The 24,828-nt window shown below is 68.1% G+C and carries 30 protein-coding genes and 1 tRNA gene; 17 read left to right on the forward strand and 14 right to left on the reverse strand.

Annotation, left to right across the window (positions count from 1 at the left end):
- Together AC07V5_RS17290 and AC07V5_RS17295 are read left to right on the forward strand one after the other, a co-directional pair.
- The gene (locus AC07V5_RS17290; protein ID WP_495116911.1) at positions 1-933 is read left to right on the forward strand and encodes an alpha/beta hydrolase; all 933 of its coding nucleotides are present in this window, start codon (positions 1-3) and stop codon (positions 931-933) included.
- A 3-nt stretch (positions 934-936) separates the two neighbouring features.
- A complete protein-coding gene (locus AC07V5_RS17295) occupies positions 937-1,092 on the forward strand; it encodes a hypothetical protein (RefSeq protein ID WP_495116912.1) in 156 nt (51 codons plus the stop codon).
- Positions 1,093-1,098: 6 nt separating this feature from the next.
- Here the strand turns inward: AC07V5_RS17295 and AC07V5_RS17300 are convergent, their stop codons facing one another.
- Together AC07V5_RS17300 and AC07V5_RS17305 are read right to left on the reverse strand one after the other, a co-directional pair.
- Positions 1,099-1,551 (reverse strand): MarR family winged helix-turn-helix transcriptional regulator, encoded by a 453-nt coding sequence (locus AC07V5_RS17300; protein ID WP_495116913.1) that lies wholly within the window; start codon positions 1,549-1,551, stop codon positions 1,099-1,101.
- Between the two features lie 936 nt (positions 1,552-2,487).
- A tRNA-Ala gene (locus AC07V5_RS17305) sits at positions 2,488-2,563 on the reverse strand.
- Between the two features lie 51 nt (positions 2,564-2,614).
- Here AC07V5_RS17305 and AC07V5_RS17310 point away from each other — a divergent pair.
- The 4 genes from AC07V5_RS17310 (at position 2,615) to AC07V5_RS17325 (ending at position 6,068) form a co-directional block, all read left to right on the forward strand.
- Positions 2,615-3,505: an alpha/beta hydrolase gene (locus AC07V5_RS17310; RefSeq protein WP_495116914.1), complete on the forward strand. Its 891-nt coding sequence runs from the start codon at positions 2,615-2,617 to the stop codon at positions 3,503-3,505.
- Between the two features lie 81 nt (positions 3,506-3,586).
- On the forward strand, positions 3,587-4,006 hold the full coding sequence (locus AC07V5_RS17315; protein WP_310260518.1) for a rubrerythrin family protein: 420 nt from the start codon (positions 3,587-3,589) through the stop codon (positions 4,004-4,006).
- A 57-nt stretch (positions 4,007-4,063) separates the two neighbouring features.
- The gene (locus AC07V5_RS17320) at positions 4,064-5,413 is read left to right on the forward strand and encodes a (Fe-S)-binding protein (protein WP_495116915.1); all 1,350 of its coding nucleotides are present in this window, start codon (positions 4,064-4,066) and stop codon (positions 5,411-5,413) included.
- Between the two features lie 76 nt (positions 5,414-5,489).
- Positions 5,490-6,068, forward strand: a complete 579-nt coding sequence (locus tag AC07V5_RS17325) for a DUF3501 family protein (protein ID WP_495116916.1) — start codon at positions 5,490-5,492, stop codon at positions 6,066-6,068.
- 3 nt (positions 6,069-6,071) lie between these two features.
- Here AC07V5_RS17325 and AC07V5_RS17330 read toward each other — a convergent pair whose 3' ends face one another.
- From AC07V5_RS17330 to AC07V5_RS17365, 8 genes are read right to left on the reverse strand one after another with little or no spacing between them, the layout of a single operon-like run.
- A complete protein-coding gene (locus AC07V5_RS17330) occupies positions 6,072-6,689 on the reverse strand; it encodes a YitT family protein (protein ID WP_495116917.1) in 618 nt (205 codons plus the stop codon).
- Positions 6,686-6,904: a DUF2788 domain-containing protein gene (locus tag AC07V5_RS17335; protein WP_056193383.1), complete on the reverse strand. Its 219-nt coding sequence runs from the start codon at positions 6,902-6,904 to the stop codon at positions 6,686-6,688. The genes AC07V5_RS17330 and AC07V5_RS17335 overlap by 4 nt, the downstream gene beginning before the upstream one ends.
- A 3-nt stretch (positions 6,905-6,907) precedes the next feature.
- On the reverse strand, positions 6,908-7,702 hold the full coding sequence (locus AC07V5_RS17340; RefSeq protein ID WP_495116918.1) for a DUF2189 domain-containing protein: 795 nt from the start codon (positions 7,700-7,702) through the stop codon (positions 6,908-6,910).
- A gap of 48 nt (positions 7,703-7,750) precedes the next feature.
- Entirely contained in the window at positions 7,751-8,806 is a 1,056-nt protein-coding gene (gene mnmH, locus AC07V5_RS17345; RefSeq protein WP_495116919.1) for a tRNA 2-selenouridine(34) synthase MnmH, read from the reverse strand.
- The gene (locus tag AC07V5_RS17350) at positions 8,803-11,391 is read right to left on the reverse strand and encodes a [protein-PII] uridylyltransferase (RefSeq protein WP_495116920.1); all 2,589 of its coding nucleotides are present in this window, start codon (positions 11,389-11,391) and stop codon (positions 8,803-8,805) included. Before AC07V5_RS17350 ends, mnmH begins: the two co-directional genes overlap by 4 nt.
- Before the next feature lies 1 nt (position 11,392).
- Positions 11,393-12,214, reverse strand: a complete 822-nt coding sequence (gene map, locus AC07V5_RS17355) for a type I methionyl aminopeptidase (protein ID WP_495116921.1) — start codon at positions 12,212-12,214, stop codon at positions 11,393-11,395.
- A 7-nt stretch (positions 12,215-12,221) separates the two neighbouring features.
- Positions 12,222-12,797, reverse strand: a complete 576-nt coding sequence (locus tag AC07V5_RS17360; protein WP_495116922.1) for a hypothetical protein — start codon at positions 12,795-12,797, stop codon at positions 12,222-12,224.
- 8 nt (positions 12,798-12,805) lie between these two features.
- Entirely contained in the window at positions 12,806-13,630 is an 825-nt protein-coding gene (locus tag AC07V5_RS17365; RefSeq protein ID WP_495116923.1) for an undecaprenyl-diphosphate phosphatase, read from the reverse strand.
- 118 nt (positions 13,631-13,748) lie between these two features.
- Between AC07V5_RS17365 and AC07V5_RS17370 the strand changes: the two genes are divergently transcribed.
- From AC07V5_RS17370 to AC07V5_RS17380, 3 genes are all read left to right on the forward strand, one after another.
- On the forward strand, positions 13,749-14,390 hold the full coding sequence (locus AC07V5_RS17370) for a TetR/AcrR family transcriptional regulator (protein ID WP_495116924.1): 642 nt from the start codon (positions 13,749-13,751) through the stop codon (positions 14,388-14,390).
- A gap of 45 nt (positions 14,391-14,435) precedes the next feature.
- Positions 14,436-15,089 carry a protein-L-isoaspartate O-methyltransferase family protein gene (locus tag AC07V5_RS17375; RefSeq protein WP_495116925.1) on the forward strand — a complete coding sequence of 218 codons (654 nt, stop codon included), beginning with the start codon at positions 14,436-14,438 and terminating at the stop codon, positions 15,087-15,089.
- 143 nt (positions 15,090-15,232) lie between these two features.
- Complete coding sequence (locus AC07V5_RS17380) at positions 15,233-16,579, forward strand: TolC family outer membrane protein (protein WP_495116926.1); 1,347 nt, start codon at positions 15,233-15,235, stop codon at positions 16,577-16,579.
- 21 nt (positions 16,580-16,600) lie between these two features.
- On the opposite strand, the gene AC07V5_RS17385 is transcribed toward AC07V5_RS17380, so the two are convergent.
- Positions 16,601-17,113, reverse strand: a complete 513-nt coding sequence (locus AC07V5_RS17385; RefSeq protein WP_495116927.1) for an Lrp/AsnC family transcriptional regulator — start codon at positions 17,111-17,113, stop codon at positions 16,601-16,603.
- A gap of 108 nt (positions 17,114-17,221) precedes the next feature.
- Between AC07V5_RS17385 and yedA the strand changes: the two genes are divergently transcribed.
- Positions 17,222-18,130 carry a drug/metabolite exporter YedA gene (gene yedA / locus AC07V5_RS17390; RefSeq protein ID WP_495116928.1) on the forward strand — a complete coding sequence of 303 codons (909 nt, stop codon included), beginning with the start codon at positions 17,222-17,224 and terminating at the stop codon, positions 18,128-18,130.
- Here the strand turns inward: yedA and AC07V5_RS17395 are convergent.
- Positions 18,099-18,962 carry an MBL fold metallo-hydrolase gene (locus tag AC07V5_RS17395; RefSeq protein WP_495116929.1) on the reverse strand — a complete coding sequence of 288 codons (864 nt, stop codon included), beginning with the start codon at positions 18,960-18,962 and terminating at the stop codon, positions 18,099-18,101. The genes yedA and AC07V5_RS17395 overlap by 32 nt on opposite strands.
- Before the next feature lie 57 nt (positions 18,963-19,019).
- Between AC07V5_RS17395 and AC07V5_RS17400 the strand changes: the two genes are divergently transcribed.
- From AC07V5_RS17400 to AC07V5_RS17420, 5 genes are read left to right on the forward strand one after another with little or no spacing between them, the layout of a single operon-like run.
- Entirely contained in the window at positions 19,020-19,343 is a 324-nt protein-coding gene (locus tag AC07V5_RS17400; protein ID WP_495116930.1) for a metalloregulator ArsR/SmtB family transcription factor, read from the forward strand.
- Positions 19,340-19,768, forward strand: a complete 429-nt coding sequence (locus tag AC07V5_RS17405; RefSeq protein ID WP_495116931.1) for a YeeE/YedE family protein — start codon at positions 19,340-19,342, stop codon at positions 19,766-19,768. Before AC07V5_RS17400 ends, AC07V5_RS17405 begins: the two co-directional genes overlap by 4 nt.
- Positions 19,765-20,184, forward strand: a complete 420-nt coding sequence (locus AC07V5_RS17410) for a DUF6691 family protein (RefSeq protein ID WP_495116932.1) — start codon at positions 19,765-19,767, stop codon at positions 20,182-20,184. Before AC07V5_RS17405 ends, AC07V5_RS17410 begins: the two co-directional genes overlap by 4 nt.
- Positions 20,185-20,200: 16 nt before the next feature.
- Positions 20,201-20,983, forward strand: a complete 783-nt coding sequence (yaaA, locus tag AC07V5_RS17415) for a peroxide stress protein YaaA (protein WP_495116933.1) — start codon at positions 20,201-20,203, stop codon at positions 20,981-20,983.
- Positions 20,980-21,822 carry a 2OG-Fe(II) oxygenase gene (locus tag AC07V5_RS17420; protein WP_495116934.1) on the forward strand — a complete coding sequence of 281 codons (843 nt, stop codon included), beginning with the start codon at positions 20,980-20,982 and terminating at the stop codon, positions 21,820-21,822. Before yaaA ends, AC07V5_RS17420 begins: the two co-directional genes overlap by 4 nt.
- A gap of 8 nt (positions 21,823-21,830) precedes the next feature.
- Here the strand turns inward: AC07V5_RS17420 and AC07V5_RS17425 are convergent, their stop codons facing one another.
- Positions 21,831-22,775, reverse strand: a complete 945-nt coding sequence (locus AC07V5_RS17425) for a DUF3667 domain-containing protein (RefSeq protein ID WP_495116935.1) — start codon at positions 22,773-22,775, stop codon at positions 21,831-21,833.
- Positions 22,772-23,335 carry a LuxR C-terminal-related transcriptional regulator gene (locus AC07V5_RS17430; protein WP_495116936.1) on the reverse strand — a complete coding sequence of 188 codons (564 nt, stop codon included), beginning with the start codon at positions 23,333-23,335 and terminating at the stop codon, positions 22,772-22,774. The genes AC07V5_RS17425 and AC07V5_RS17430 overlap by 4 nt, the downstream gene beginning before the upstream one ends.
- Before the next feature lie 81 nt (positions 23,336-23,416).
- Here AC07V5_RS17430 and AC07V5_RS17435 point away from each other — a divergent pair, with 81 nt between their 5' ends.
- Together AC07V5_RS17435 and AC07V5_RS17440 are read left to right on the forward strand one after the other, a co-directional pair.
- Complete coding sequence (locus AC07V5_RS17435) at positions 23,417-24,124, forward strand: CoA transferase subunit A (protein WP_495116937.1); 708 nt, start codon at positions 23,417-23,419, stop codon at positions 24,122-24,124.
- A gap of 1 nt (position 24,125) precedes the next feature.
- Entirely contained in the window at positions 24,126-24,764 is a 639-nt protein-coding gene (locus AC07V5_RS17440) for a 3-oxoacid CoA-transferase subunit B (RefSeq protein ID WP_495116938.1), read from the forward strand.
- The last annotated feature ends 64 nt before the right edge of the window (positions 24,765-24,828 follow it).

Here is a 24,828-nt window from a genome sequence, read left to right on the forward strand (position 1 = left end):
ATGCTCGACCTGCACCTGAAGCACGTGCTCGCCCTGGCGGCCGGCGCGCCCGACCTCTGCGACCTGCCGCCCGAGGCCTGCCGTGGCCTGTACCGGCAGATCTGCACGGCGGCCACCGTGCCGCCCGCCGACGTCAGCGTCACGCCGCACGAAACCCGCTTCGGAGGGCAGGACGTGCGCGTGCGCATCTACAAGCCGCGCGATGCCGCCGGGCTGCTACCCGTGGCGCTGTATTTCCACGGTGGTGGCTTCGTGCTGGGCGACCTGGACGCCTACGATGCCGTGTGCCGTCAACTCTGTGCGGACAGCGGCGCCATGATCGTCTCCGCCGCCTACCGTTTGGCACCCGAGCACCCCTATCCGGCGGCCGTCGAGGACAGTTTCGCCGCGCTCGGCTGGGTTGCTGAGGCCATCCGCGGCTTCGGGGGCGACCCGAGCCGCCTGGCGCTCGTGGGCGACAGCGCCGGTGCTGCGCTCGCCGCCTCTGCCGCCCTGCTGGCGCGCGACGCGGGCGGGCCGGCGATCGCCTTCCAGCTCCTCGTCTACCCACCAGCCGCCGGCGGTCACGACGGCGACTACCCGTCCCGTGATCAGCATGCCATGGGCCCGACGTTGACGAGGCGGACCATGGATTACTTCAACCGCCACTACTACGGTCCCGCCGGCAAGGCACCCGACTGGCGCGGCGCGCCGCTGCTCGCGCCCAGCCTTGCGGGCCTGCCGCCCACGCTGCTGGTGCTGGCGGCCCACGACGCGCTGCGCGACGAGGCCATGGCCTACGGCGAGGCACTCGGCGCGGCTGGCAATGCCGTCACCATCGTCGAGTACCACGGCCTGGCACATGGCTTCATCAGCATGGCCGGTGCCGTGCCGGCGGCGCGGCTGGCGCTGAGGCAGATGGCCGATGCGTTGCGGCAAGCCTTGCGCACCTGAGCCTTGGCGTTGTTGGCCGACCGGTTCGAGTGCTGGGACCCGGCCCGCTGGAATGCCGCCACGGTGCGTGCATTTGACGACGTGACCGGCGAGCCGACGCAGGCGCTCAACAACATCAATCGCGGGTTCGCCCGCCTGCCGATGCGTGCGCTGGCGTGATCACGCTCAGCGCGCGACCTTGGCCAGCAGTTCCTGCAGAAGCAGGCGCTCGCCCTCAGTCAGCACTCGGTCGAGCGCTTGCTCGGCTACCTGTAGTGCCGCGAGGGTTTGCTCGGCGAGGCGCTCGCCGTCAGGCGTGAGCTGCAGATGGAGCGCACGGCGGTCGTTGGCATCACGCTCACGCACGACCCAGCCACGCTCCTGCAATCGGTCAAGGATGAGGGTCATCTGTGGTGCCGGCACGTGCAGCAGATCGCACAGGCGCTTCTGCGTGGTGTTGCGATTGGAAAAGATCAACTGCAGCAGCGTGACTTCCACCGGCCGTACGCCCAATGGTTCGCCCACGCCTTGGTTGAACAACTGATTGGTGGTGACAGCGGCCCTCGCGATGGCGTAGCCCAGCGTGTGGGCCAAACGGGACTGGTCGAGGGGAGGGGACTTCTCGCGCGACGGACTCATGGTGGCGCAGGATAACCCTGGCTATTTTGATATCGCCGTCCGTCTTGGGAGAGGCTCGGCTGAACCTCTTGAAGCATCTGGCGGACTCACCAAGCCATTCCTATGGTGGGTCATCAAACAGCCGATACGCATGCCGAATTTGTTGCTTGCCGCCCCAGGGGCCAAGACAGAGACGTACACAGCGCCGCACACCCGAAGGCAAACCGATTCCGCTGATCAACCAGGCCGGAAACCGCTTGCGACTCGGTTTCGTCGTGTATGCACTCAATCAACGACGTCAAGATGCCGGCCCAATCGGGGTGGCCCGCATCGCACGACACCCCAGACCCGACAAGCACGTTGAGGTCGCCCTGACGCGCGGCGAGCAATAGATCCTTAGGAAGTTTCAAGTTCAACTCCTATCGATGCATTCATGTGGCGCTCGCATTCACGGCATGACCGAACCGGCTCAGCGTCGCTCGCCCCCGGTACGGCTCGATGGGCCGATCGACTCCGATGCATTGTCATGCTTCACCACGTCCGTGGGAGCTAGCAACGGCTGCTTCAGGGAGCGCCTGAGGGCGTTTGACGGCACCTGACCTCTCAACGGAAACGAGTTTTCGATGGGGCCAAGCATCAGGCTGGCGACGCGAGAACCGAGCGATGTACCTTATCGGTAGCTTCTGACCCTACCAAGTCGACAGCGTCAAGCCGATTTGCGCGCCCACGCAATACCTGTCTCGCGGCCCGGGCGTGCCAAGAAGAGACAAGTGCAAGAGGGGAGTTGCGTATGTTCTGCGCGATGGCGGCAAGTCGGACACGGCATGCCGAATCGTGACCTAGATCGGCTCATGAGGAACCATAAGCTTGCCTGCGTCCCCAAGAATGCATAAAGCTGCCTTCCCGGCAGCTTTATGTGACGAGGCGCACGGTGATGGACCTGCCAGGATGATCGGGTGGTGGAGAGGAGGAGGATCGAACTCCCGACCTCCGCATTGCGAACGCGGCGCTCTCCCAGCTGAGCTACCCCCCCACACGCGCTAAAAGTATAGCCACGGTTTCGCGGCTGATATCGTCTCTGGCCATGACGCCCCGCAAGCCACCGGCCTGGTTCGAGGCCCAGTACGACAACCGCGCCCGCGTGGCGGACAGCGCAGACATCCTTGCCCGCTGGGCCGAGGCTTCGGCCTTGGTTCGAGGGCGCGCCAATTGCCAGCTCGACCTGCGCTACGGCCCCGATGCCGGGCAGACGCTGGACGTCTTCGCGCCGGACCCGGCCTTTGCCGGCGGCTTCGCGCCCGTCCTCATCGTCATCCACGGCGGCTGCTGGCGTGCGCTGGACAAGTCGGACTATTCCTTCCTGGCCGCCAGCTTCACGGACGAGGGCGCCCTCGTCGTGGTGCCCAACTACGACCTCTGCCCCGAGGTCAGCATCGAGCGCATCGCGATGCAGTTGACCGAGGCCGTTGCCTGGGCCTGGCGGCATGCGGCCGAGCATGGCGGTGACCCGAGCCGCATCGTCCTCGTCGGCCATTCGGCCGGTGGGCATCTGGCGGCCATGCTGAGCTGCTGCGACTGGAAACGCGTTGGCAAGGACCTGCCGCGGCGTCTCGTGCAGGGGGCGATGTCGGTGTCCGGCCTGCACGACCTGGCGCCCCTGACCCGCGTGCCATTTCTGCAGGCCGACCTGCACCTGGACGCAGCCGGCGCGCGACGGCTGAGCCCCGTCCACTTCCCGCCGCCAGCCGTGCCGCAGACGCTGTTCGCCGTGGTGGGCCAGCAGGAGAGCGAGGAGTACTGCCGCCAGAACCGGCTCATCCGCCAGGCCTGGGGCGCTCGCGCGGTGCCCGTCTGCGAGGAACTGCCCGGCTGCAACCACTTCACCGTGCTGCACGACCTGGCCGACCCCCAGGGCCGAGCCCATCAGCTCGCCCGCCAGCTGCTGGGCCTGCGCTGGTATAGCGGCCTGCTATGAGGTGCATTGAAGGGAACGATTGGCTGAGTCTGCCGGCACGGGAGTAGCGTCCTTGCTTCCCACCCCCCAACGGAGACTGCGATGAGCCTGAAAGGATCCAAGACCGAGCAGAACCTGAAAGACGCCTTTGCGGGCGAATCCCAGGCCAACCGCCGCTACCTCTACTTCGCGAACAAGGCGGACATCGAAGGGCAGAACGACGTGGCGGCGCTGTTCCGCTCGACGGCTGAAGGCGAGACGGGCCATGCCCATGGTCATCTCGAATTCCTGGAGACCGTTGGCGACCCGGCCACCGGCCTGCCCATCGGGCCGACGCGCGACAACCTCAAGGCCGCCGTGGCCGGCGAGACGCACGAGTACACCGACATGTACCCGGGCATGGCCAAGACGGCGCGCGACGAGGGCTTCGACGAGATCGCCGACTGGTTCGAGACGCTGGCCAAGGCCGAGCGTTCACATGCCAACCGTTACCAGAAAGCCTTGGACGCGTTGGTGGACTGAATCAACGAAGCGCGGCCGCCGTGAAGGCGGTCGCTGTCCATTTGGGCAGGAGTTGCGATGAGCACCAGAGAAGGCAATCTCGAAGCCCCGACCCGACACGCCCTCGACTGGAAGAACCCCGAGTTCTACGACGAGACCGCCTGCCTCCACGAGATGGAGCGCATCTTCGACATCTGCCACGGCTGCCGGCGCTGCGTGTCGCTGTGCCAGAGCTTTCCGACGCTGTTCGACCTGGTGGACGAGGGCAAGACGGGCGAACTGGACGGCGTGGACAAGCGGGATTTCTGGAAGGTCGTCGACCAGTGCTATCTCTGCGACCTCTGCTACATGACCAAGTGTCCGTACGTGCCGCCGCACTCGTGGAACCTGGATTTTCCGCACACCATGCTGCGCGCCAAGGCCATCAAGTTCAGGAAGGGCGAGGTGGGTGGCGGCGAGAGGTTCCTCGCGTCCACCGACGTGCACGGCCAGTTCGCCGGCATCCCCATCGTCGTGCAGGCCGTCAACGCGGTGAACCGCACGAAGACCGCGCGCAAGCTGATGGACAAGCAGTTGGGCGTGCACCCCGAGGCCTGGCTGCCGGCGCTGGCGTCCAAGCGCTTCCGCTGGAGTGCGCCGAAGGCGCTGACCCAGGTGGTCACCAACGGCGAGCGCACGCCGGGCAAGGTGGCGATCTTCTCGACCTGCTACGTCAGCTACAACGAGCCCGGTATCGGCTTCGACCTGCTCAAGGTGCTGGATCACAACGCCATTCCCTACGTCATCGTCGACAAGGAGGCCTGCTGCGGCATGCCCAAGCTGGAGCTGGGCGACCTGGAGACGGTAGAGAAGCACAAGACGGCCAACATCGCCGTGCTGGCGCCCTATGCCAAGGACGGCTTCGCCATCCTGTCGGCCATCCCGAGTTGCACGCTGATGTTCAAGCAGGAGCTGCCGCTGATGTTCCCGGCCGAAGCCGACGTGCAGCTCGTGCAGGACGCGATGTGGGACCCGTTCGAATACCTCGTCGCCCGCCACAAGGACGGCCTGCTGAGAACGGACTTCAAGCAGGCCCTGGGCAAGGTCAGCTATCACATCCCCTGCCATGGCCGGGTGCAGAAGATCGGCCGCAAGACCGAGGAGATGTTCAGGCTCATCGGCCAGACCGTGCAGGTCAAGCTCAACACCGTCGAGCGCTGTTCGGGCCATGCGGGCACCTATGGCGTGAAGACGCCCACCCACCCGATCGCGATGAAGATCGGCAAGCCTGTGTTCAAGGCGATGGCCAAGGACGAGCCGGATTTCATTGCCAGCGACTGTGCTCTGGCTGGCCACCACATCGCCCAGGGCATGGCGCAGGCAGGCACGCCGGCCAGGGCGCTGGCACACCCGTTGACCTTGATGCGCACTGCCTACGGACTCAAATGAACGCCCCCACGCTCGCCTTGCTCGCTGCCCCCCGAGGGGGTGCGGCTGTGGTTTCGGGCGGCCGGGCACCACAGCCATGACGATCACCCCCGACAGCCTGATGACGCTGGAGGCCTACGCGAAGTTCCGCAAGGTCGAGAAGGTCGCCATCGTTGCCTACCGTCGCCTGCGCAGCGTGAGGCTGGGCGAGCATCTGAACCTGCAGTTCGAAGACGAGCGCACGGTCCGATATCAGATCCAGGAGATGCTGCGCATCGAGAAGATCTTCGAGGAAGAGGGCATCCAGGGCGAGATCGACGCCTACGCGCCGCTGGTGCCTGACGGCGGCAACTGGAAGGCGACGATGCTGATCGAGTACCCCGACCCCAACGAGCGCAAGCGCGAGCTGGCCCGCCTCATCGGCGTGGAGGACCGGATGTTCGTCGAGGTGGAGGGCCAGCCGCGCGTCTATGCCATCGCCGACGAGGACCTCGATCGCGAGAACGACGAGAAGACCTCGGCCGTGCATTTCGTGCGCTTCGAGCTGACGCCGGCCATGCGGCTGGCGGTCAAGGCGGGCGCGGGCGTCAAGCTCGGTTGCGACCACACGCACTACCCCGCGCATGTGCAGATCGCGCCGGAGACGCTGGCCAGCCTGGCCAGTGACCTGGCTTGACGCTCAGGTCGCCACGTAGCGGCCCGGTCGGTGGTTGATGGCCAGGGCCGCGTTGATGGCCGCCATGCCCAGCAGCGACAGGCCGATGCGGTCCAGCGGCACCAGGGGCAGGGCGGCGAGCAGGATGGCGGCGTCCAGCCCCGCCTGCAGATAGCCGGCACGCCAGCCGCGCGTCTCCTGCAGCCACAGCACCAGTACGTTGAGCCCGCCCAGAGACGCACGGTGGCGGAACAAGATGATCAGCCCCGCGCCCACGAGCAGCCCGCCGCCGATGGCGCCGAACCAGGGGTTGAGCTGGCTGATGCGCAGCCAGCCCGGCAGGGCTTCGGCCAGTGCCGCCAGCAGGGCCACGGACAGCAGGCTCTTGACCGTGAAGGCCGGGCCCATGCGGCGCCAGGCCAGTGCGTAGAACGGCAGGTTGATGGCGAAGAAGAGCAGGCCGAACGACCAGCCGAAGGCGTAGTGCAGCAGGAAGGCGATGCCGACCGTGCCGCCGCTGAGCATGCCGGCCTGCTTGAAGAGGGCCACGCCCAGGGCGGCGAACAGCGTGCCGGTGAGCAGGGCCTGGGCGTCCTCGAAATGGCTGTGCCGCAGCGTGCGGCTCACCGGCGCGGGCTTCATCCGATGGCGCCTGACAGGAAGTATTTGATGACGCCCTTGGCCGCAAAGCCCACCAGGCCGAAGCCCAGGCCCAGCAGCAGCACGAAGGTGCCGAAACGCCCCGCCTTCGACTCGCGCGCCAGCTGCAGGATGATGAACACCATGTACAGCATGAAGGCGCCGACCCCGAAGGTCAGGCCGAACTGCGCGATCTCGGCTTCGGTGTAGCCCCACATGGCTTAGTCCGGGCGCCGTGTGACCAAGTCACTGTAGGCATGCCAACTGGCATGGCCCAGCCAGGGCACGACGAGGATCAGGCCCAGCAACGCGGTGGCCATGCCGATCAGCGTCAGGGCGAGGATGAGGGCGGCCCAGAGCGCGATGGGCGCCGGGTGTTCCAGCACCACCTTCCAGCTCGTGAACACGGCCCCGAGCACGCCCAGCTTGCCTGGCGGCAGATCCACCAGGGCCGGGATGGCCACCACGGTGGAGGCGAACACCGGCGCCGCCAGCACGGCTCCCAGCATCAGCCAGGTCTCGAAGAGGTGGGACTCGTCATTCAGCACCACCTTGAGCAGGAAATCGCGCGGGTTGTGGATGGGGTCGGCGGCGAAGCCGGTCACGAAGGCCGCGGAGCACAGCACCCAGCCCGTGCCGGCGAAGGCCAGCAGCACGCCGAAGACGATGAGCCGGCCGTCGCGCGGGCGCCAGGCGTCTCGCACCGTGCGCCAACCGGGCCGCCCACCCCGGCCCAGCTCGCGGCTGAGGGCGTACAGGCCCGTGGCCAGGATGGGCGCCACGATGAGGAAGCCGGTGAACGCGCCCGCCAGCAGCCAGAAGCGATCACGCGCCAGCGCGAAGAGCAGGGCGCCGAACACGGCCATGACCAGCCCGTGGGCCAGAGACGCCAGCGGCACCTGCCACAGGTCCTGCCAGCCACGCGCCAGCCAGCCCAACGGGCGCAGCACGGGGACGGGACGGACACCGAAGGCCTGGGACTCCCGCAGGGCCTGTTCGCTGTAGCGGTTGGGCATGACGGCGCCGAGTGTGGCGTGTTCGGGTGGCGCCCGCCTTGATACGCCTCAAGCCATGGCGAGCAATTGCCGGGCGGCGTTGCGCAGCGTGTCGGGCCGGGCATCGGCCAGGGCGAGGGGCGGCGTGCCGGCGACGGCCGGGAAGTGCCGGCGCAGGGAGGCGGCGTAGCCCGGGTCGTAGTGCTCGCGCATCAGCGCCGCGAACACGCCTGCCCAGTCGCCCGCGCGCGCCTGCGCCTGCCAGGCAGCCACGCGGGCACGGCCGCGAAGCTCGACGAGGTCGTCCAGCTTGGCGCAGAAGGCGTCGGGAGCGGCGGTGAAGTGGGCGTAGTCCTGCAGCAGCAGTTCCACGCGCGCCGCCTCAGGCACCTCTATCCACAACGGCTGGCCCTGCGCATGCAGCGCCGTGAGCAGCGCAGCGGGCAGGACGATGCGGCCGATCTTGCGGCTCTCGCTCTCGACGAAGACCGGCCGGGCCGGGTCGAGCTGGCGCAGCGCCGTCCACAGGGCGCTGTCGAAGCCCTTCTGCGTCGGCTGCGGCCGGTCGGGAAGGTTGCCGAGCACCGAGCCGCGGTGGGCGGCCAGGTTTTCAAGGTCCAGCATCTGTGCGCCCTCGGCGGCCAGCGCCTGCAGCAGCCGGGTCTTGCCGCAGCCGGTCAGCCCGCACAGCACGCGGTAGCTGAAGTTGGCGGGCCAGCGCTCCAGGTCGCTCCGCACCTGAGCGCGGTAGGCCTTGTAGCCACCCACGAGCTGGCGTGAGCGGAAGCCGATCTGGCCGAGGAACCAGTGCATCGCACCCGACCGCTGGCCGCCGCGCCAGCAGTAGACGAGCGGCCGCCAGGTCTTGGGGAACTCGACGGCGCTCGTCTCGATGTGCCGGGCGATGTTGCGTGCCACCAAGGCTGCGCCGAGCTTGCGTGCCTCGAAAGGTGAGCTGGCGTAGAGCAGGCCCACATCGTGGCGCTCCTTGTCGTCCAGCACCGGCCAGTTGATGGCGCCCGGCATGTGATCCTCGGCGAACTCGGCCGGCGAGCGCACGTCGACGATGGCATCGAAACGATCGAGTTCGGCGACCGCTTCGGTGACGCCGATGGTGTAGCTCATGCCGGCAGGGACACCGCGTCCAGCAGTTCGCTCTCGATCTGCAGCTGGGCCTTGTTCTGCTGCAGCGCCGGACCGTCGAGCAGGAAGGTGTCTTCCACGCGCTCGCCCAGCGTCGAGATCTTGGCGAGCTGCAGGTTGATGCCGTGGCGCGCCAGCACGCGGGCGATGGCGTAGAGCAGGCCGGCGCGGTCGCTGGTGCTGATCGTCAGCAGCCAGGCGGTGGCGCGCTCATCCGGGCGCAGCGAGATGCGCGGCGAGTAGGGAAAGCTCTTCACGCGGCGCGACAAGCGGCCGCGGCGTGGCTCGGGCAGCGGGCCGCTGGCCTGCAGGGCCAGGCCGAGCTTTTGCTCCACCAGCGGCACGAGGTCGCGGTGGTGCACGTCGGCCTCGGGGCGGATGACCTGGAAGGTGTCCAGTGCATAGCCGTTGCGCGTCGTGTGCACCTTGGCGTCGAGGATGCTGAAGCCGGCGCTGTCGAAATAGCCGCAGATGCGTGCGAACAAGTCCTGCTGGTCGGGCGCGTACACCAGCACCTGCAGGCCTTCGCCGATGGGGGAGGGGCGGGCGCGCACGACGGGCACCTGCGTGTCCACATGGCGCCACAGCGAGCGTGCGTGCCAGGCCAGCTCGGCGCCGTCGTGCCGCGCAAAGTAGCTGATGGCCAGGCGCTTCCACAGCGGCTCCTCGGTACCGGGCAGCTGCGAGTGCAGGGCCAGGTCTTGGCGGGCTTCGGCCTTGCGGGCCTCGATCTCGGCGTCGAGGTTGATCGGCGCGCCGCCCAGCGCCCGTAGCGTGATGCGGTAGAGGTCTTCGAGCAGCTTGCCCTTCCAGGCATTCCAGACCTTGGGGCTGGTGCCGCGGATGTCGGCGACGGTCAGCAGATAGAGCGCGGTCAGCCGGCGCGCGTTGCCCATCTTGGCGGCGAAGGCGGCGATGACATCGGGGTCGGACAGGTCTTCCTTCTGCGCTACGCGCGACATCGTCAGGTGGTGCTCGACGAGGAAGACGCACATCGTCGTGTCTGCGGCACTCAGCCCGTGCTGGCGGCAGAAGCGCCGCACCTCGGTGGCGCCCAGCTCGGAGTGGTCGCCACCGCGGCCCTTGGCCACGTCGTGGAAGAGGGCGGCGATGTAGAGCAGCTCTGGCTGGTCGAACTGCGCGGCCAGCTGGGAGCAGAACGGGTATTCGTGGGCGTGCTCCGGCACGAAGAAGCGCCGCACGTTGCGCAGCACCATCAGGATGTGCTGGTCCACGGTGTAGACGTGGAAGAGGTCATGCTGCATCTGCCCGACGATGGCGCGGAAGACCCACAGGTAGCGGCCCAGCACCGAGGTCTGGTTCATCAGCCGGAAGGCATGCGTCTGGCCTTCGGGCGCACGCAGCATGGTCATGAAGGTCGCGCGGTTGACCGGGTCGCGGCGCCAGGCGGCATCCATCAGGCCGCGGGCGTTGTACAGCGCGCGCAGCGTGCGCGCCGACAGGCCCTTGATGCCCGGCGTCTGCTGGTAGACGAGGAAAGTGCGCAGGATGGCGTGCGGGTCGCGCTGGTAGAGGTCGTCGCTGGCGACCTCCAGCATGCGGCCGCGGTCGAGGTAGTCCGGCTGGCCGTCCAGCGGGCGCAGCTGGTCCTGCTGGGAGCCGTTGATCTGCTCTTCCAGGTTCAGCAGCAGGATCTGGTGCAGCTGGGTGACGGCCTTGGCGGCCCAGTAGTAGCGCCGCATCAGCAGTTCGGACGCGCGAACCGACTCGGTCGAGACGAAGCCGAAGCTCTGCGCCACGGCGGTCTGCAGGTCGAAGACGAGGCGGTCCTCGCGCCGGCCGGCCACCGCGTGCAGGCGTGCGCGGATCAGGCGCAGCTGGCCCTCGTTGCGCTGCAGCTGGCGGCTTTCGAAGGCGGTGATGAGGCCGCGTGCGCTGAGCGCCTTCCAGGTCTTGCCCAGGCCCGCTGCGCGGGCGATCCAGATCAGCATCTGCAGGTCGCGCAGGCCGCCGGGGCTCTCCTTGCAGTTGGGCTCCAGCGCGTAGGGCGTGTCGTCGAACTTGGTGTGGCGCTGCAGGCTCTCCAGCGTCTTGGCGCGGAAGAAGGCCTTCGGGTCCATGGCCTGCACGAAGCGCTTGGCCATCAGCTTGAACAGCTTCGCGTCGCCGGCCAGCGGGCGGGCTTCGAGCAGGGCGGTCTGGATGGTCACGTCGCCCTGCGACTCGCTGAGGCATTCGCCCAGCGTGCGCACCGAGGAGCCGATCTCCAGGCCAACATCCCAGCAGGACGTGATGAAGCCCTCGATGGATGTCTTGACCGCGCCCGGCACGTGGGCTTCGACGCCATCGGGCAGCAGCACGAGGACATCGACGTCGGAGTGCGGGAACAGCTCGCCGCGGCCATAGCCGCCGACGGCCGCGAGGCAGGAGCCCGCGGGCATGCCGGCGGTGTCCCACAGCGCGCGCAGCGTGTCGTCGACATGGCGGGCCAGGCGGCGCAGCAGCGTCTGCGCGCCGGCCTGCGTGGGCCGCGCGGCCAGGAAGTCGTCGATCAGCGTCTGCTTGCCCGCCTTGAACTGCTGGCGGAGCTCGGCAAGCGTCGCCACGTCAGGCCGTCGCGGCCGCAGCCTGCGTGATGAAGGCGGGTGGCGGCGGACTGCCGGCGGACACGGTCATGACCTCGTAGCCGGTGTCGGTGACGAGGATGGTGTGCTCCCACTGGGCCGAGAGAGACCGGTCCTTGGTGGCGATGGTCCAGCCATCACCCATCTCGCGGATCTCGCGGCGGCCGGCGTTGATCATGGGCTCGATGGTGAACATCATGCCGGGCACCAGCTCGTCCAGCGTGCCTGGGCGGCCGTAGTGCAGCACCTGCGGTTCCTCGTGGAAGACCTGGCCGATGCCGTGGCCGCAGAACTCGCGCACGATGGAGAAGCCGGCGTTCTCGGCAAAGGTCTGGATGGCGTGGCCGATGTCGCCCAGGCGTGCGCCCGGCTTGACCTTGGCGATGCCCTTCCACATGGCCTCATACGTGAAGGCGCACAGGCGCTTGGCGGCGATGGAGCCCTCGCCCACGACGAACATGCGGCTGGTGTCGCCGTGCCAGCCGTCCTTGATGACGGTGACGTCGATGTTGACGATGTCGCCGTTCTTCAGCGCCTTCTCGTTCGGGATGCCGTGGCAGACCACCTGGTTCACCGACGTGCAGATCGACTTGGGGTAGGGGATGTAGCCGGGCGGGCAGTAGTTCAGCGGGGCGGGGATGCCCTGCTGCACGTTGACGATGTAGTCGTGCGCAAGCTTGTCCAGCTCGTTGGTTGTGATGCCCGGCTGGACATGCGCCGTGAGCATGTCCAGGACTTCGGACGCCAGGCGTCCGGCGATGCGCATGCCTTCGACATCGGCTGCGGTCTTGATCGTGATGGCCATGGGTGGATTATCGACTGGCTGGCGCCTGTGAGATTCGCCGGATCTGCCGCAGGATGCGGTGCCGGATCAGGCCGCTGAAGGGGCGTATCAGGGTCCAGTACAGCGCCATGAGGCGGCGCGCGTGGGCATCGGTGCATTGCACGCGGGTCACGGTCTCCAGATGGAGGTGGCCCGCTTCGCCGTGCGTCCACTGAAAGCTCAGCACGAGCTTGGCCGCGCCGGGCGGGTTGGCTTGTGCGAACTGGGCAGCATCCGCCACCCGCTGCAGCCCGAAGTTCAGCCGCCAGAAGCTGCCCAGCAGGCCGAAGGCCAGGCCGGTGTCGTCCTCTGCCAGCAGCGTGAAGCTGTTCAGGCCAAAGCGGGGCTGCTCAGGCGCAATGCCGTGCGCGGGCCACCAGCGGTAGACCTGGCGCGCCGGCCACTCGCGCAGCCACAGCAGCGCGTTGAGCCAGGCATCGCTGTTGTCGTCAAAGCCGTGGATGACGGCGCGAAGCGTGTCAGGCGTGGCCTCGACGCCGCGGATGCAGTGGCGCTCCTCGAAATGGAAGGCCGGCAGCAGCCGCCCGGCGAGGTCGTCTTGCAAGAGGCGGGTCAGTCGGCCCAGACGACCGTGCCCGTGTACCAGGTCACCAGCACCACGACACCGAAGGCGATGCGGTACCAGGCGAACGGCACGAAGTTGTGGGTGGCCACGTAGCGCAGCAGCCAGCGCACGCAGGCCCACGCCGCCAGGAAGCTGACGATGAAGCCGACGGCGAACATCGGGAAGTCAGTCATCGACAGCGCGTGGCGCTCCTTCCACAGGCTGTAGCCGCCGGCCGAGATCAGCGTCGGGATGGCCAGGAAGAAGGAGAAGTCCGTTGCCGCCTTGCGCGACAGGCCCAGCAGCATGCCGCCGATGATGGTGGCGCCCGAGCGGCTGGTGCCGGGGATCATGCCCAGGCATTGCACGAGGCCGACCTTGAGCGCGTCCAGCGGCGTCATGTCGTCCACCGTCTGCACGCGGGCCACCGGCTGGGCGCGCTTCTCGGCCCACAGGATGATCAGCGCACCGACGATGAAGGCGCCCGCCACGACCGGGGCGTTGAAGAGATGGGCCTTGATCGCCTTGTAGACGGTGAGCCCGACGATGCCGGCCGGCAGGAAGCCGATGGCGATGTTGGCCACGAAGCGCTGTTGTTTCGCGCTGCTGGTGATGCCGGCCAGCGCCTCGCGGATGCGCGCCCAGTAGACGATCAGTACGGCCAGGATGGCGCCGCTCTGGATGGCGATGTCGAAAACCTTGGACTTCGCATCCGTCATGCCGAGCAGGCTGCCGGTCAGGATCAGATGGCCCGTGGACGACACCGGCAGGAACTCGGTCAGCCCCTCGACGATGCCCATGATGGCGGCTTTGATCAGCAGGATGACATCCACTTAACGGCTCCGGGGGCGAACAAAGCCGCGCAGTGTAGCCAGGGGGCATGGCGCGACCTTGCCGGCAACTGGCCCCGCCGGCTACATTACTGACCCTCCGGTCATTAACTCCGCAATCTTGACCACCGCCCCCCTCCGCCAACGCCGCAAGGACGCCCGCCCGCAGGAACTGCTGGACGCCGCCTTGGCGCTTTTTGTCGAGAAGGGGTTCGCGGCCACGCGCAGCGAGGAGGTGGCCACCCGCGCCGGCGTCGCCAAGGGCACGCTCTACCGCTACTACCCGAGCAAGGAAGAGCTGTTCAAGGCCATGGTGCGGGACAACCTCTCTGTGCACATCGCCGAGTCGGCCGCTCAGGCCGCGCAGTACCAGGGCCCCATCGCCGAGCTGCTGAGCCAGATGATGCAGACCTGGTGGGCCAAGGTGGGCCACGGCAACGCGGGCGTCGTCTGCAAGATCATGATGATCGAGGCACGCAACTTCCCGGAGCTGGCGCGGTTCTACGTGGACGAGGTCATCAAGCCGTCGCAGACATTGATCGGCGGCCTCATCGAGCGCGGCATCCGCTCCGGTGAGTTCCGCGCCGTGCCCGTCGAGGCCACCGTGCACCTGCTGATCGCGCCCATGCTGCACATGCTGCTGCACGAGCACTCCTTCGGCGAGCAGGACAGCTGCCACAAGACGATGAGCGCCGAGGAGCTGCTGGACGCGCAGATGGCGCTGTTGCTGCACGGCCTGCTGGCCGGCCCGCCGGGCACCTAGAATTTTGCTTTTCAGTCCGCCGTACCGCGCCCCCCGGAGAACAAGATGAATCTCGAACAAGTCCGCTTCAACATGATCGAGCAGCAGATCCGCCCCTGGGATGTGCTGGACCCCAGCGTGCTGGAGCTGCTGCGCGTCGTGCACCGCGAGGACTTCGTGCCCGAGGCTCATCGCGCCCAGGCCTTTGTCGACGTCGAGCTGCCGCTGAGCGCCACGCGCCGCATGCTGGCGCCCAAGGTCGAAGCCCGCCTGCTGCAGGAACTCAAGGTGCAGCGCCACGAGAAGGTGCTGGAGATCGGCGCCGCAACGGGTCATCTGGCCGCGCTGCTCGGCCACAAGGCCCAGCGCGTCATCGCGGTGGAGGGCGACGCCGGCCTGGCCGCCCAGGCCTCGGCCAACCTCAAGCGCGCCGGCGTGCTGAACGTGACGGTGCTGAACCAGGACGGCGCCGCCGGCCTGGGTGCCGAGGAACCCTTCGACGCCATCCTGCTGTCGGGCTCGGTCGCCGCGGTGCCGCAGGCGCTGCTGAACCAGCTCAAGGTCGGTGGCCGCTTGGTGGCCATCGTCGGCGAGGAGCCGGTCATGCGCGCCGTGCTGGTCACGCGCACCGGCGCAGACGACTTCCGTCGGGTGGAGCTCTTCGATACGGTGGCCGGCCGCCTGCCGGGCTTTGTCGAAGCCCCGGCCTTCCACTTCTGAGCTGGACCTGGATGCAGCCCGTCGCCGTAAAACGACCGTTGCTCCCCGTTTGGGCGCAGATCGTCACATGGCTTCAGTCATCGGCGGGCTTTGCCTCTATAAACCCGGCCGCGCTCACTACATTGCCCAAGCCAAGGATTCCCATGCCCTTCGTCTCCGCCTCTCGCCTGATCCTGCAACCGCTGGCCATCGCGGCCGGCCTCCTGTTTGCCGGCGTGGCCCAGGCGCAAAGCCTGCAAGAGCTTTACGACGCCGCGCGGGGCTATGACGCGACTTATCTGGCGGCCCGCGCGACCGCTGATGCCGCCGCTGCTCGCGCCGCGCAGGCCGAGGCGCTGACCCGTCCGTCCTTCGGTCTGTCGGCTTCGGGCACGCAGGCGCGCACTGATCCGCCCTCGACCGGCGGCGTCAACAGCACCACGCTGTCGGCCGGCCTGCAGGGCAAGTACTCGGTCTACAACGCGGCCAACATGCCGACCATCGACAAGGCCCGCCGCGGCTATGCCGTTGCACAGGCTGACCTGGAGTCCGCCGAGCAAGACCTGATCGTGCGCCTGGCCACGGCTTATTTCGACGTGCTGGCCGCCAAGGATGCGCTGACGACCTCGCAGGCCAACAAGGCCGGCATCTCCGAGCAGTTGGCCTCCGCCAAGCGCAATTTCGAAGTCGGCACCGCCACCATCACCGACACGCGTGAAGCGCAGGCCCGCTACGACCTGGCCGTGGCCCAGGAGCTGGCGGCGGACAACGACCTTCGCGTCAAGCGCGTGACGCTGGACCAGTTCGTCGGCCGCATGGGCGTGGAGCCCAAGGGCCTGGCCGTGCCGGTGGCCCTGCCGGCACTGTCGAGCAGCAACATCGACACCTGGGTCGCAACCGCGGACGAGCAACATCCCGGCGTCCGCAAGGCGCGCCTCGGCCTGGAAGTCGCCCAGCTCGACACGCAGATCGCCCGCGCTGGCGAGAGGCCCACGCTGGATCTGAACGGCACCGTCGGCGGCCAGAACCTGCACAACAGCCTGAACGGCGCCCAGGCGACGGCTTCGGGCGTGGGTACCAGCAAGACGGCCAGCATCGGCCTGACGCTGACCTACCCGCTGTACACCGGCGGCCTGACGCAGAACCGCATCAAGGAAACCCTGGTGTTGGAAGACAAGGCCCGCAACGACCTCGACTTCGCGCGCCGCGCCGTGGCCGAAGGCACGCGCCGCTACTTCTATCTCGTGCAGTCGCAGAAGGCCCAGGTCAGCGCCTTCGAGGCCGCCGAGTCGTCCACCAAGCTGGCGCTGGAAGCCACGCAGCTCGGCTACAAGGTTGGCGTGCGCGTGAACCTGGACGTGCTGAACGCCCAGACCCAGCTCTACACGACCCAGCGCGACCTGGCCAAGGCGCGTTACGACGTAGTCGTCAACAGCCTGCGCCTGCGCCAAGCTTCGGGCCAGCTGCGCCCCGAAGACGTGGCCGCCGCCAACACGCTGCTGGTCAGGTAAGCCGCAGCCTTTCGGCTGTGCTCAAGCCCCGCTGCGGCGGGGCTTTTTCTTGTCCGCGGCCGGTGCGGGCATGGGCTCGGGCTCGGTTGTGGTTGGCAGCGGCTTGATCGGCGCGTGCTCGCGCACGGCATTCAGGATGATGGCGGTCGACGTCGGCACCTGCTGGCAAAAGCGTGACAGCGTCGCCCGCAAGTGCGCCACGTCGCGCACGGCGATCTCGAGGATCCAGCTGTCCTCGCCGGTCACGCCGTAGGCCGTCGTCACCTCGGGGCTGCAGTCCAGCGCGCGCATCAGCTCGGCTTCGTCGAGATTGCCGATGCGGATGATGGAACGGATGCCGTAGCCCAGCTTGCTCGCGTCGACGATGGCGCGGTAGCCGCGGATCACGCCGCCGTCCTCCAGCTTGCGCACGCGCTCGGTCACGGCGGGCTGGCTCAGGTGCACGCGCCGGCCCAGCTCGGCCATGGTGAGGCGGGCGTCGGCCTGCAATTCGGCCAGGATGCGATGGTCGTGCTGATCGAGTTCGATGGCCATGGAAGTCTCTATAAATCGCTGGAAACTTCTTGAATATTAAGGCGAAGGTGCGCCTCAACCTTCAAGCTGCCATGTCGCGGTGGAGCCGAAATTTCTACGATGCCGGCCATGAACACGACGACTCTGCCCCTCAAGACCGCGCCCGGTCTGGCGCCCAAGCTGATGCTCTGCCTGGCCGCCACCTGGCTGGTCTGGGGCTCCACCTACTTCGCCATCAAGCTCGCGCTGATCAGCCTGCCGCCCTTCTTCCAGATGGGCAGCCGCTTCCTCGTCGCCGGTGCGCTGCTGGCCGGCTGGATGCGCTGGCGCGGCGCGCCCTGGCCGAATCGCAGGCAATGGTTGAACGCGCTCGTCATCGGCGGGCTGATGCTGGGCGGCGGCATGGGCGGCACGGCCACGGCGGAGCAGACGGTGGGCTCGGGCCTGGTCGTCGCCTTCATCGCGGTGATGCCGCTGATGATTGCCGGCCTCAACCTGCTGTGGGGCGAAAAGCCCACGCGGCTGGAATCGCTGGGCATCGCCTTCGGCCTTGTGGGTGTGCTGCTGCTGACGCAAGGGCAGGGCTTTGGCGCGTCACCCGCCGGGCTGGTGGCCATCAGCGTGGCCTGCGCGAGCTGGGCCGTGGGCAGCGTGCTGTCGCAGCGCAGCCTGCCGCTGGCGCCGGGGCCGATGGGTTTCGCGAGCGAGATGCTGGCCGGCGGCGCCGTGCTGATGGGCCTGAGCCTGGCAAGCGGCGAGGCGCTGCCCACCCACATCGAGCCGCAGGCGCTGTGGGCCTGGGTGTATCTCGTGGTGTTCGGCTCGCTGGTGGCCTTCAATGCCTACATGGTGCTGCTCGCCGAGGCCTCGGCGGGGCTGGCGTCGAGCTACTCCTTCGTGAACCCGGTCATCGCGATGCTGCTGGGCGTGACGCTGGCGGGCGAGCAGATCAGCGGCCACGAGTGGGTGGCCGCGGGCGTGGTGCTGGTGGGCGTGGTGCTGCTGCTTACTGCCCGCTCGCGTTCGGCAGCGCGTTGACCGGAATGCGCAGGTAGCTGACGCCGTTGTTCTCTGCCGGCGGCAGTTGGCCGGCGCGGATGTTGACCTGCAGCGACGGCAGGATCAGCGCCGGCGCGCCCAGTGTGGCGTCGCGGGCCTGGCGCATGGCGACGAAGGCGGCCTCGGTGATGCCGTCGTGCACATGGATGTTGGCGGCGCGCTGCTCGGCCACGGTCGTCTGCCAGCGCGCCTCGCGGCCCTGCGGGTAGTCGTGGCAGACGAAGAGGCGGGTCTCGGGCGGCAGCGCCAGCAGGTGCTGCATGGAGCGGTAGAGCTGGGCGGCATCGCCGCCGGGGAAATCGGCGCGGGCGCTGCCGAGGTCAGGCATGAAAAGGGTGTCGCCGACGAAGACGGCGTCCTCGATGCGGTAGGCCAGGTCCGCCGGCGTGTGGCCGGGCACGAGCAGGGCCGTTGCCTCGAGGCTGCCGATGCTCAGCGTTTCGCCGTCGCGCAGCAGGCGGTCGAAGCCGTCGTCAACCACCGGTTGGTTGTAGAAGCGGCCGAAGGTGGCCTGCACCTTGCGGATGTGCTCGCCGATGGCGATCTGGCCGCCGGCCTGCTGCTTCAGCCAGGGCGCGGCAGACAGGTGATCGGCGTGAGCGTGCGTCTCCAGGATCCACTGCAGGGTCAAGCCCTGTTCGCGCAGATAGGCCAGCAGCGCGTTGGCCGAGCGGGTGGAGGTGCGGCCTGACGCGGCGTCGTAGTCCAGCACCGGGTCGATGACGGCGGCCTTGTGCGTGGCCGGGTCGTGCACGACGTAGCTCACCGTGCCGGTGGCGGGATCGTGGAAACCTTGGATGGCAACTGGCATGGCGGCCTCGTGCGGGTCGGGATGTGTTTCATTATATCAATCGATATAATGTGTGGCATGCCCAACCCACCCACGCTCGACGCTCAGGCCCTGCGCCAAGCCGCAGGAGAGGCGGTGGCCGCGCTGAAAGCGCTGGGTAATCCGGTGCGCCTGCTGCTGCTGTGCCAGATGTCGCAGGGCGAGATCAGCGTCGGCGACCTGGAGGCGCAGCTGGACATCCACCAGCCCACGCTGTCGCAGCAGCTCGGCGTGCTGCGCCGTGAGGGCGTGGTCAACACGCGCCGCGATGGCAAGAAGATCTTCTACAGCGTGGCCGACGCCAGGCTGCTCGCGCTGCTGCGCACGCTCTACACCTTGTACTGCCCACGGGACGACGCATGAACCTGGACTGGAACCACTTCACGCCGTGGCCGGCCCTGGCGGGTGGGCTGCTGATCGGCGTGGCGGCTGCGGTGCTGCTGCTGCTGGGCGGCCGTGTGGCCGGCATCAGCGGCATCCTGGGTGGCCTGCTGCGCCCGGTGGCTGGCGACCGCGCCTGGCGGCTGGCCTTCCTGGGCGGGCTGCTGGTGGCGCCGTGGGTCTACGTGCTGCTCGCCGGGCCGCTGCAGCCGCGCATCGACGCGGGCTGGGGCCTGCTGCTGGTGGCGGGCCTGCTGGTGGGCGTGGGCACGCGTTACGGCGCGGGCTGCACCAGCGGCCACGGCGTCTGCGGGCTGTCGCGGCTGTCTCCGCGCTCGGCGGTCGCGACGGCGGTGTTCATGGCCGCCGGCTTCGCAACCGTCTTTGTGCTGAGGCACCTGCTGTGAAGAACGTGCTGATCGCCGCGTTGGCTGGCCTGGTCTTTGGGCTGGGGCTGATCGTGTCGGGGATGGTGTTCCCGGCCAAGGTGCAAGGCTTCCTTGACCTGGCCGGCGCCTGGGATCCGTCGCTGGCCCTGGTCATGGGCGGGGCCATTGCCGTGGGGCTGCCGGCCTTCGCGCTGGCACGCCGCCGGCGCGAGTCCTTTGCCGGCCTGCAGATGCAGTTGCCGGCCGCCACGCACATCGACCGCCGGTTGGTGGGCGGCAGCCTGCTGTTCGGCATCGGCTGGGGGCTGGCGGGCCTGTGCCCGGGGCCAGCCCTGGTTGTGGCGGGCCTGGGCGACGCGAAGGCGCTGGGCTTCGTCGCGGCGATGCTGGCCGGCATGGCGATCTTCGAATGGCTGGAGCGACTGAAGGGCTGATACAAAATCCGCGCCCATGCTGTTCCTGCTCTCGCCCGCCAAGTCCCTCGACTACGACACACCGACGCCGCCCGAGCTGGCGCCGGCGCTGACCCGCCCGCAGTTCCTCGACGACACCGCGGCGCTCATCGACGTGCTGCGCACCAAGACCGTGGCCGACGTGCGCGCGCTGATGGACCTGTCCGAGCCGCTGGCCCAGCTCAACGTCGACCGCTACGCCGCTTGGCGCCCGCGCTTCACCGAGCACAACAGCAAGCCGGCCGTGCTGGCCTTCAACGGCGACGTCTACGACGGCCTGGATGCCAAGACGCTGAGCACCGACGACATCGCCTGGGCGCAGGTCCATGTGCGCATGCTGTCGGGCCTGTACGGCGTGCTGCGGCCGCTGGACCGCATGCAGCCCTACCGCCTGGAGATGGGTACCCGCCTGGCCACGCCGGCCGGCGCCAGCCTCTACGACTGGTGGGGCGACCGCCTGGCCCTGCACCTGAACAAGCTGGCCCGAGGCGAGAAGGTGCCGGTCATCGTCAACCTGGCTTCGCAGGAATACTTCCGTGCAGCCGACCGCAAGGCGCTCAAGCCCCGCGTCGTCGACTGCCAGTTCGAGGACTGGAAGAACGGCGAGTACAAGATCATCAGCTTCTTCGCCAAGCGCGCCCGGGGCCTGATGGCGCGCTTTGCCATTCAGCAACGTCTTGAGACGCCCGAAGGCTTGAAAGGCTTCGACCTCGACGGCTATCGTCTCGCGCCTGAGGTTTCGTCCAACGAACGTCTTGTCTTCCGCCGCAAAGCACCATGAGCCAGCAAGTCATCACGCCCGAACTCTGTGAGTGGATCACCGAGCAGTCCCGCGCCGGCCACGCGTCCGAAAGCGTCCTGGCAGCCATGCTGGGCAGCGGCTGGGACGAGACCATCGCCCGCCAGGCCCTGGCCCGCACGCTGGGCCAGTCCGCCACGCTGACGCCGCCGCCCGGCGCCACCGTCGGCCTGCCCGAGCCCGAGCTGAGCCGCTTCTGCCCCGTCATCGACGCTGGCGACCGGCAGGTGAAGGTGCTGATGGCCTTGCGCCAGCCGCGGGTGGTCGTCTTCGGTGACCTGCTGTCCGAGGAGGAATGCGACGGCATCACGGCCCTCGCAAACAAGCGCCTGGCGCGTTCGGAAACCGTGGCCACCGGCACCGAGGGCAGCGAGGTGAATGCCGCGCGCACCAGCGACGGCATGTTCTTCGAGCGCTGCGAGACCGAGCTGATCCGCAAGATCGAGTCGCGCATTGCGACGCTGCTGCGCTGGCCGCTGGACCATGGCGAGGGCCTGCAGGTGTTGCGCTACCGCCCGGGCGCCGAATACCAGCCGCACTACGACTACTTCGAGCCCGGCCACGTCAGCACGCCCGGCATCCTCAAGCGCGGCGGCCAACGCGTGGCGACGCTGGTCATGTACCTGAACACGCCCACGGCCGGCGGCGCAACCATCTTCCCGGACATCGGCCTGGATGTCGCGCCCGTCAAGGGCAATGCCGTCTTCTTCAGCTACGACCGGCCCCACCCGGCCACGCAGACCCTGCACGGCGGCGCGCCCGTCCTCGAGGGCGAGAAGTGGGTGGCGACCAAGTGGCTGCGCCAGGGCGTTTTCACCTGATCAGCTGATCACGCGGTCACGGCGATCAGCCCTGCCAGCGTCAACGCGACGCTGGTCAGCAGCACGAAATAGAAGGCGCTGAGCAGCATGCCGCGCCAGATCGCGCCCCACCGGGTCAGGCCGTAGACGCGGCGCATCGCGGCCACGCCATGGCAGAAGACGGCCAGCGTCAGCGGGCCCTCCAGGCGTGTCGCCAGCGCCAGCAGCAGCGCCAGGAACCACAGGCTGTGGCTGTGCAGCGAGAACACGAAGTGCTCGGCATAGCGCCGGCCGCTGCCGGCGAATATGGCCAGCAGCAGGGCGGCAAAGATGGGCTGCATGGCCAGCATGGCGTAGGGCGCCAACGCGCGGCTGCGCATCTTCCACTGCTCGAAGGTCATCGCCTCGGCCTTGTTGGCGACGACGGTCACCCAACGCTCGATGCGGCTGCAGGTCTCGGGTTTTGCCAGATCGCAGTCGCCGAGCTTGGAGCTGATCTTCACGCCCTCCTGGGCACTGGCACCCTTGGCCATGGCTTCGGCCGCCGCGGCAACCGAGGCGGGCGACTGGTGTGGCTTGACGCGCATCCGCACCGGCTTGCCCGGCTCGGTGACGACGACGGGGTCTTCCTCCACCGTCTGCGTGGGGCCTTGCGGCAGCAGCGCCCAGCCCACGAAGAACACGAAGCTGGCGCTCAGATAGACCCGCAGCGGCAGCACGTAGCGGCGCCGCCGGCCGTGGAAGTAGGCGTTGGTCAGGTGCCCGGGCAGGCAGATCAGCGCCCACAACGTGCGCCACAGCGGGCCGTCGAAGGCGACGTAGTGGCCCAGGTACTCGGTGAACATCTCCCGCACCGACGGCGGGTGCAGATCGGTCTCCTGCCCGCAGTGGCCGCAGTAGCGCGGCCGCGGCACGGCCAGCGTGAAGTGGCAGTTGCGGCAGTAGGGCAACTCGGGTGCGTGGGGATGACTCATGCAGACAGCAATTTGTGGATCAGCTCGGGCGTGCTCCCGGCCTGGTATTTCTTCATCAGCCGACCGCGGTAGATGTCCACCGTGCGCGGGCTCACACCCAGGCGCCGGCCGATGAGCTTGCTGGTCTGGCCTTCGACAAGCAGGGCGGCAATCTCGCGCTCGCGCGGCGTCAGCTCGGCCGTGATCTGCCGCCGCGCCGACAGGTCCTCGAAGCTCCAGATGCCGCGGGCATGCGGATTAGCGGGGTCCAGCGTACGGCCGGTCACGTGGCACCAGAACAGCTCGCCGTTACCCAGCCGCCGCATGACGCGGTCGTCTGCGTAATTTGCCGTTGGGCCCTGCGCATCCAGGCTGGCAACGATGCGCGCCCCGGTGCGCTCGAACTCGACTGCGCTGGGGTACATGACGGCGAAGCTCTGGCCCACGAGCTGTTCGCGCGTGGCCGCGAACATCTGCAGCACCCGCTCGTTGCAGTCCACGATTTGCCGTTGGGCCGATAGCACCAGGCCGATTGGAGCGAGCAGGAAGGCGCTGCGGTAGTCGAGGGCGGCGGGTTCCACTTAGGCGATCTTGCGTAATCGACGGCGAGAGGGGCGCGATAGTACCCTTGGGGGCATTGCCAACCGTAGGAGACATTCGGCATGAACAAGGTGTACCCGAGCGCTGAGGAAGCGCTGCGCGGCGTCGTCAAAGACGGACAGATGCTCGCGGTCGGCGGCTTCGGCCTGTGCGGCATCCCCGAGGCGCTCATCACGGCCCTGCGCGACAGCGGCGTCAAGGACCTGACGGTCATTTCCAACAACGCCGGCGTGGACGGCTTCGGCCTGGGCGCGCTGCTCGTCACGCGGCAGATCAAGAAGATGATCTCCAGCTACGTGGGCGAGAACAAGGAGTTCGAGCGCCAGTACCTGGCGGGCGAGCTGGAGCTGGAGTTCACGCCGCAAGGCACGCTGGCCGAGAAGATGCGTGCCGGTGGCGCCGGCATTCCGGCGTTCTTCGTGCGCACCGGCGTTGGCACGCTGATCGCCGAGGGCAAGGAAGCGCGCGAGTTCGACGGCGAGACCTACATCCTCGAGAAGGCCCTGGTGCCCGACGTGTCGCTGGTCAAGGCCTACAAGGCCGACAAGAGCGGCAACCTCGTGTTCCGCCGCACCGCGCGCAACTTCAACCCGGCGGCCGCCATGGCAGGCAAGCTCACGGTCGTCGAGGTGGAGCATCTCGTCGAGACGGGCGAGATCGATCCGGATGACGTGCACCTGCCGGGTATCTACGTGCACCGCATCGTCGTGAACGCCAACCCCGAGAAGCGCATCGAGAAGATGACCCTCTCGCCGAAGAAGGAGGCCTGACATGCCTTGGACCCAAGATCAGATGGCCGCGCGCGCGGCCCAGGAGCTGGAAGACGGCTTCTACGTCAACCTCGGCATCGGCATCCCGACGCTGGTGGCCAACCACGTGCCCGCCACCAAGGAAGTCTGGCTGCAGAGCGAGAACGGCATGCTGGGCATCGGCCCCTTCCCGACCGAGGACGAGGTCGACGCCGACCTCATCAACGCTGGCAAGCAGACCGTCACGACGCTGCCCGGCAGCAGCATCTTCGGCAGCCACGACAGCTTCGCGATGATCCGCGCCGGCAAGATCAACCTCAGCATCCTGGGCGCGATGCAGGTCAGCGGCAGCGGTGACCTGGCCAACTGGATGATCCCGGGCAAGATGGTCAAGGGCATGGGCGGCGCGATGGACCTCGTGGCCGGCGTCAAGCGCGTCATCGTGCTGATGGAGCACGTCGCCAAGAAGAAAGACGGCACCGAAGACCTCAAGATCATCCCCAGCTGCACGCTGCCGCTGACGGGCGTGGGCGTGGTCGATCGCATCATCACGGACCTGGGCGTCTTCGACGTCGTGCCCGGCGGCATCAAGCTCGTCGAGCTGGCCGAAGGCGTCACGCGTGAACAAGCGCAAAGCAAGACAGGGGTTCCGTTGCTCTGAGGTAAAGCCCAGATCGCATCCCCAGTTCATGGGTCTCAACGGGTCAGCGCAAGCTGGCCCGTTT

The organism is Roseateles sp. GW821-FHT02E12 (assembly GCF_059421665.1).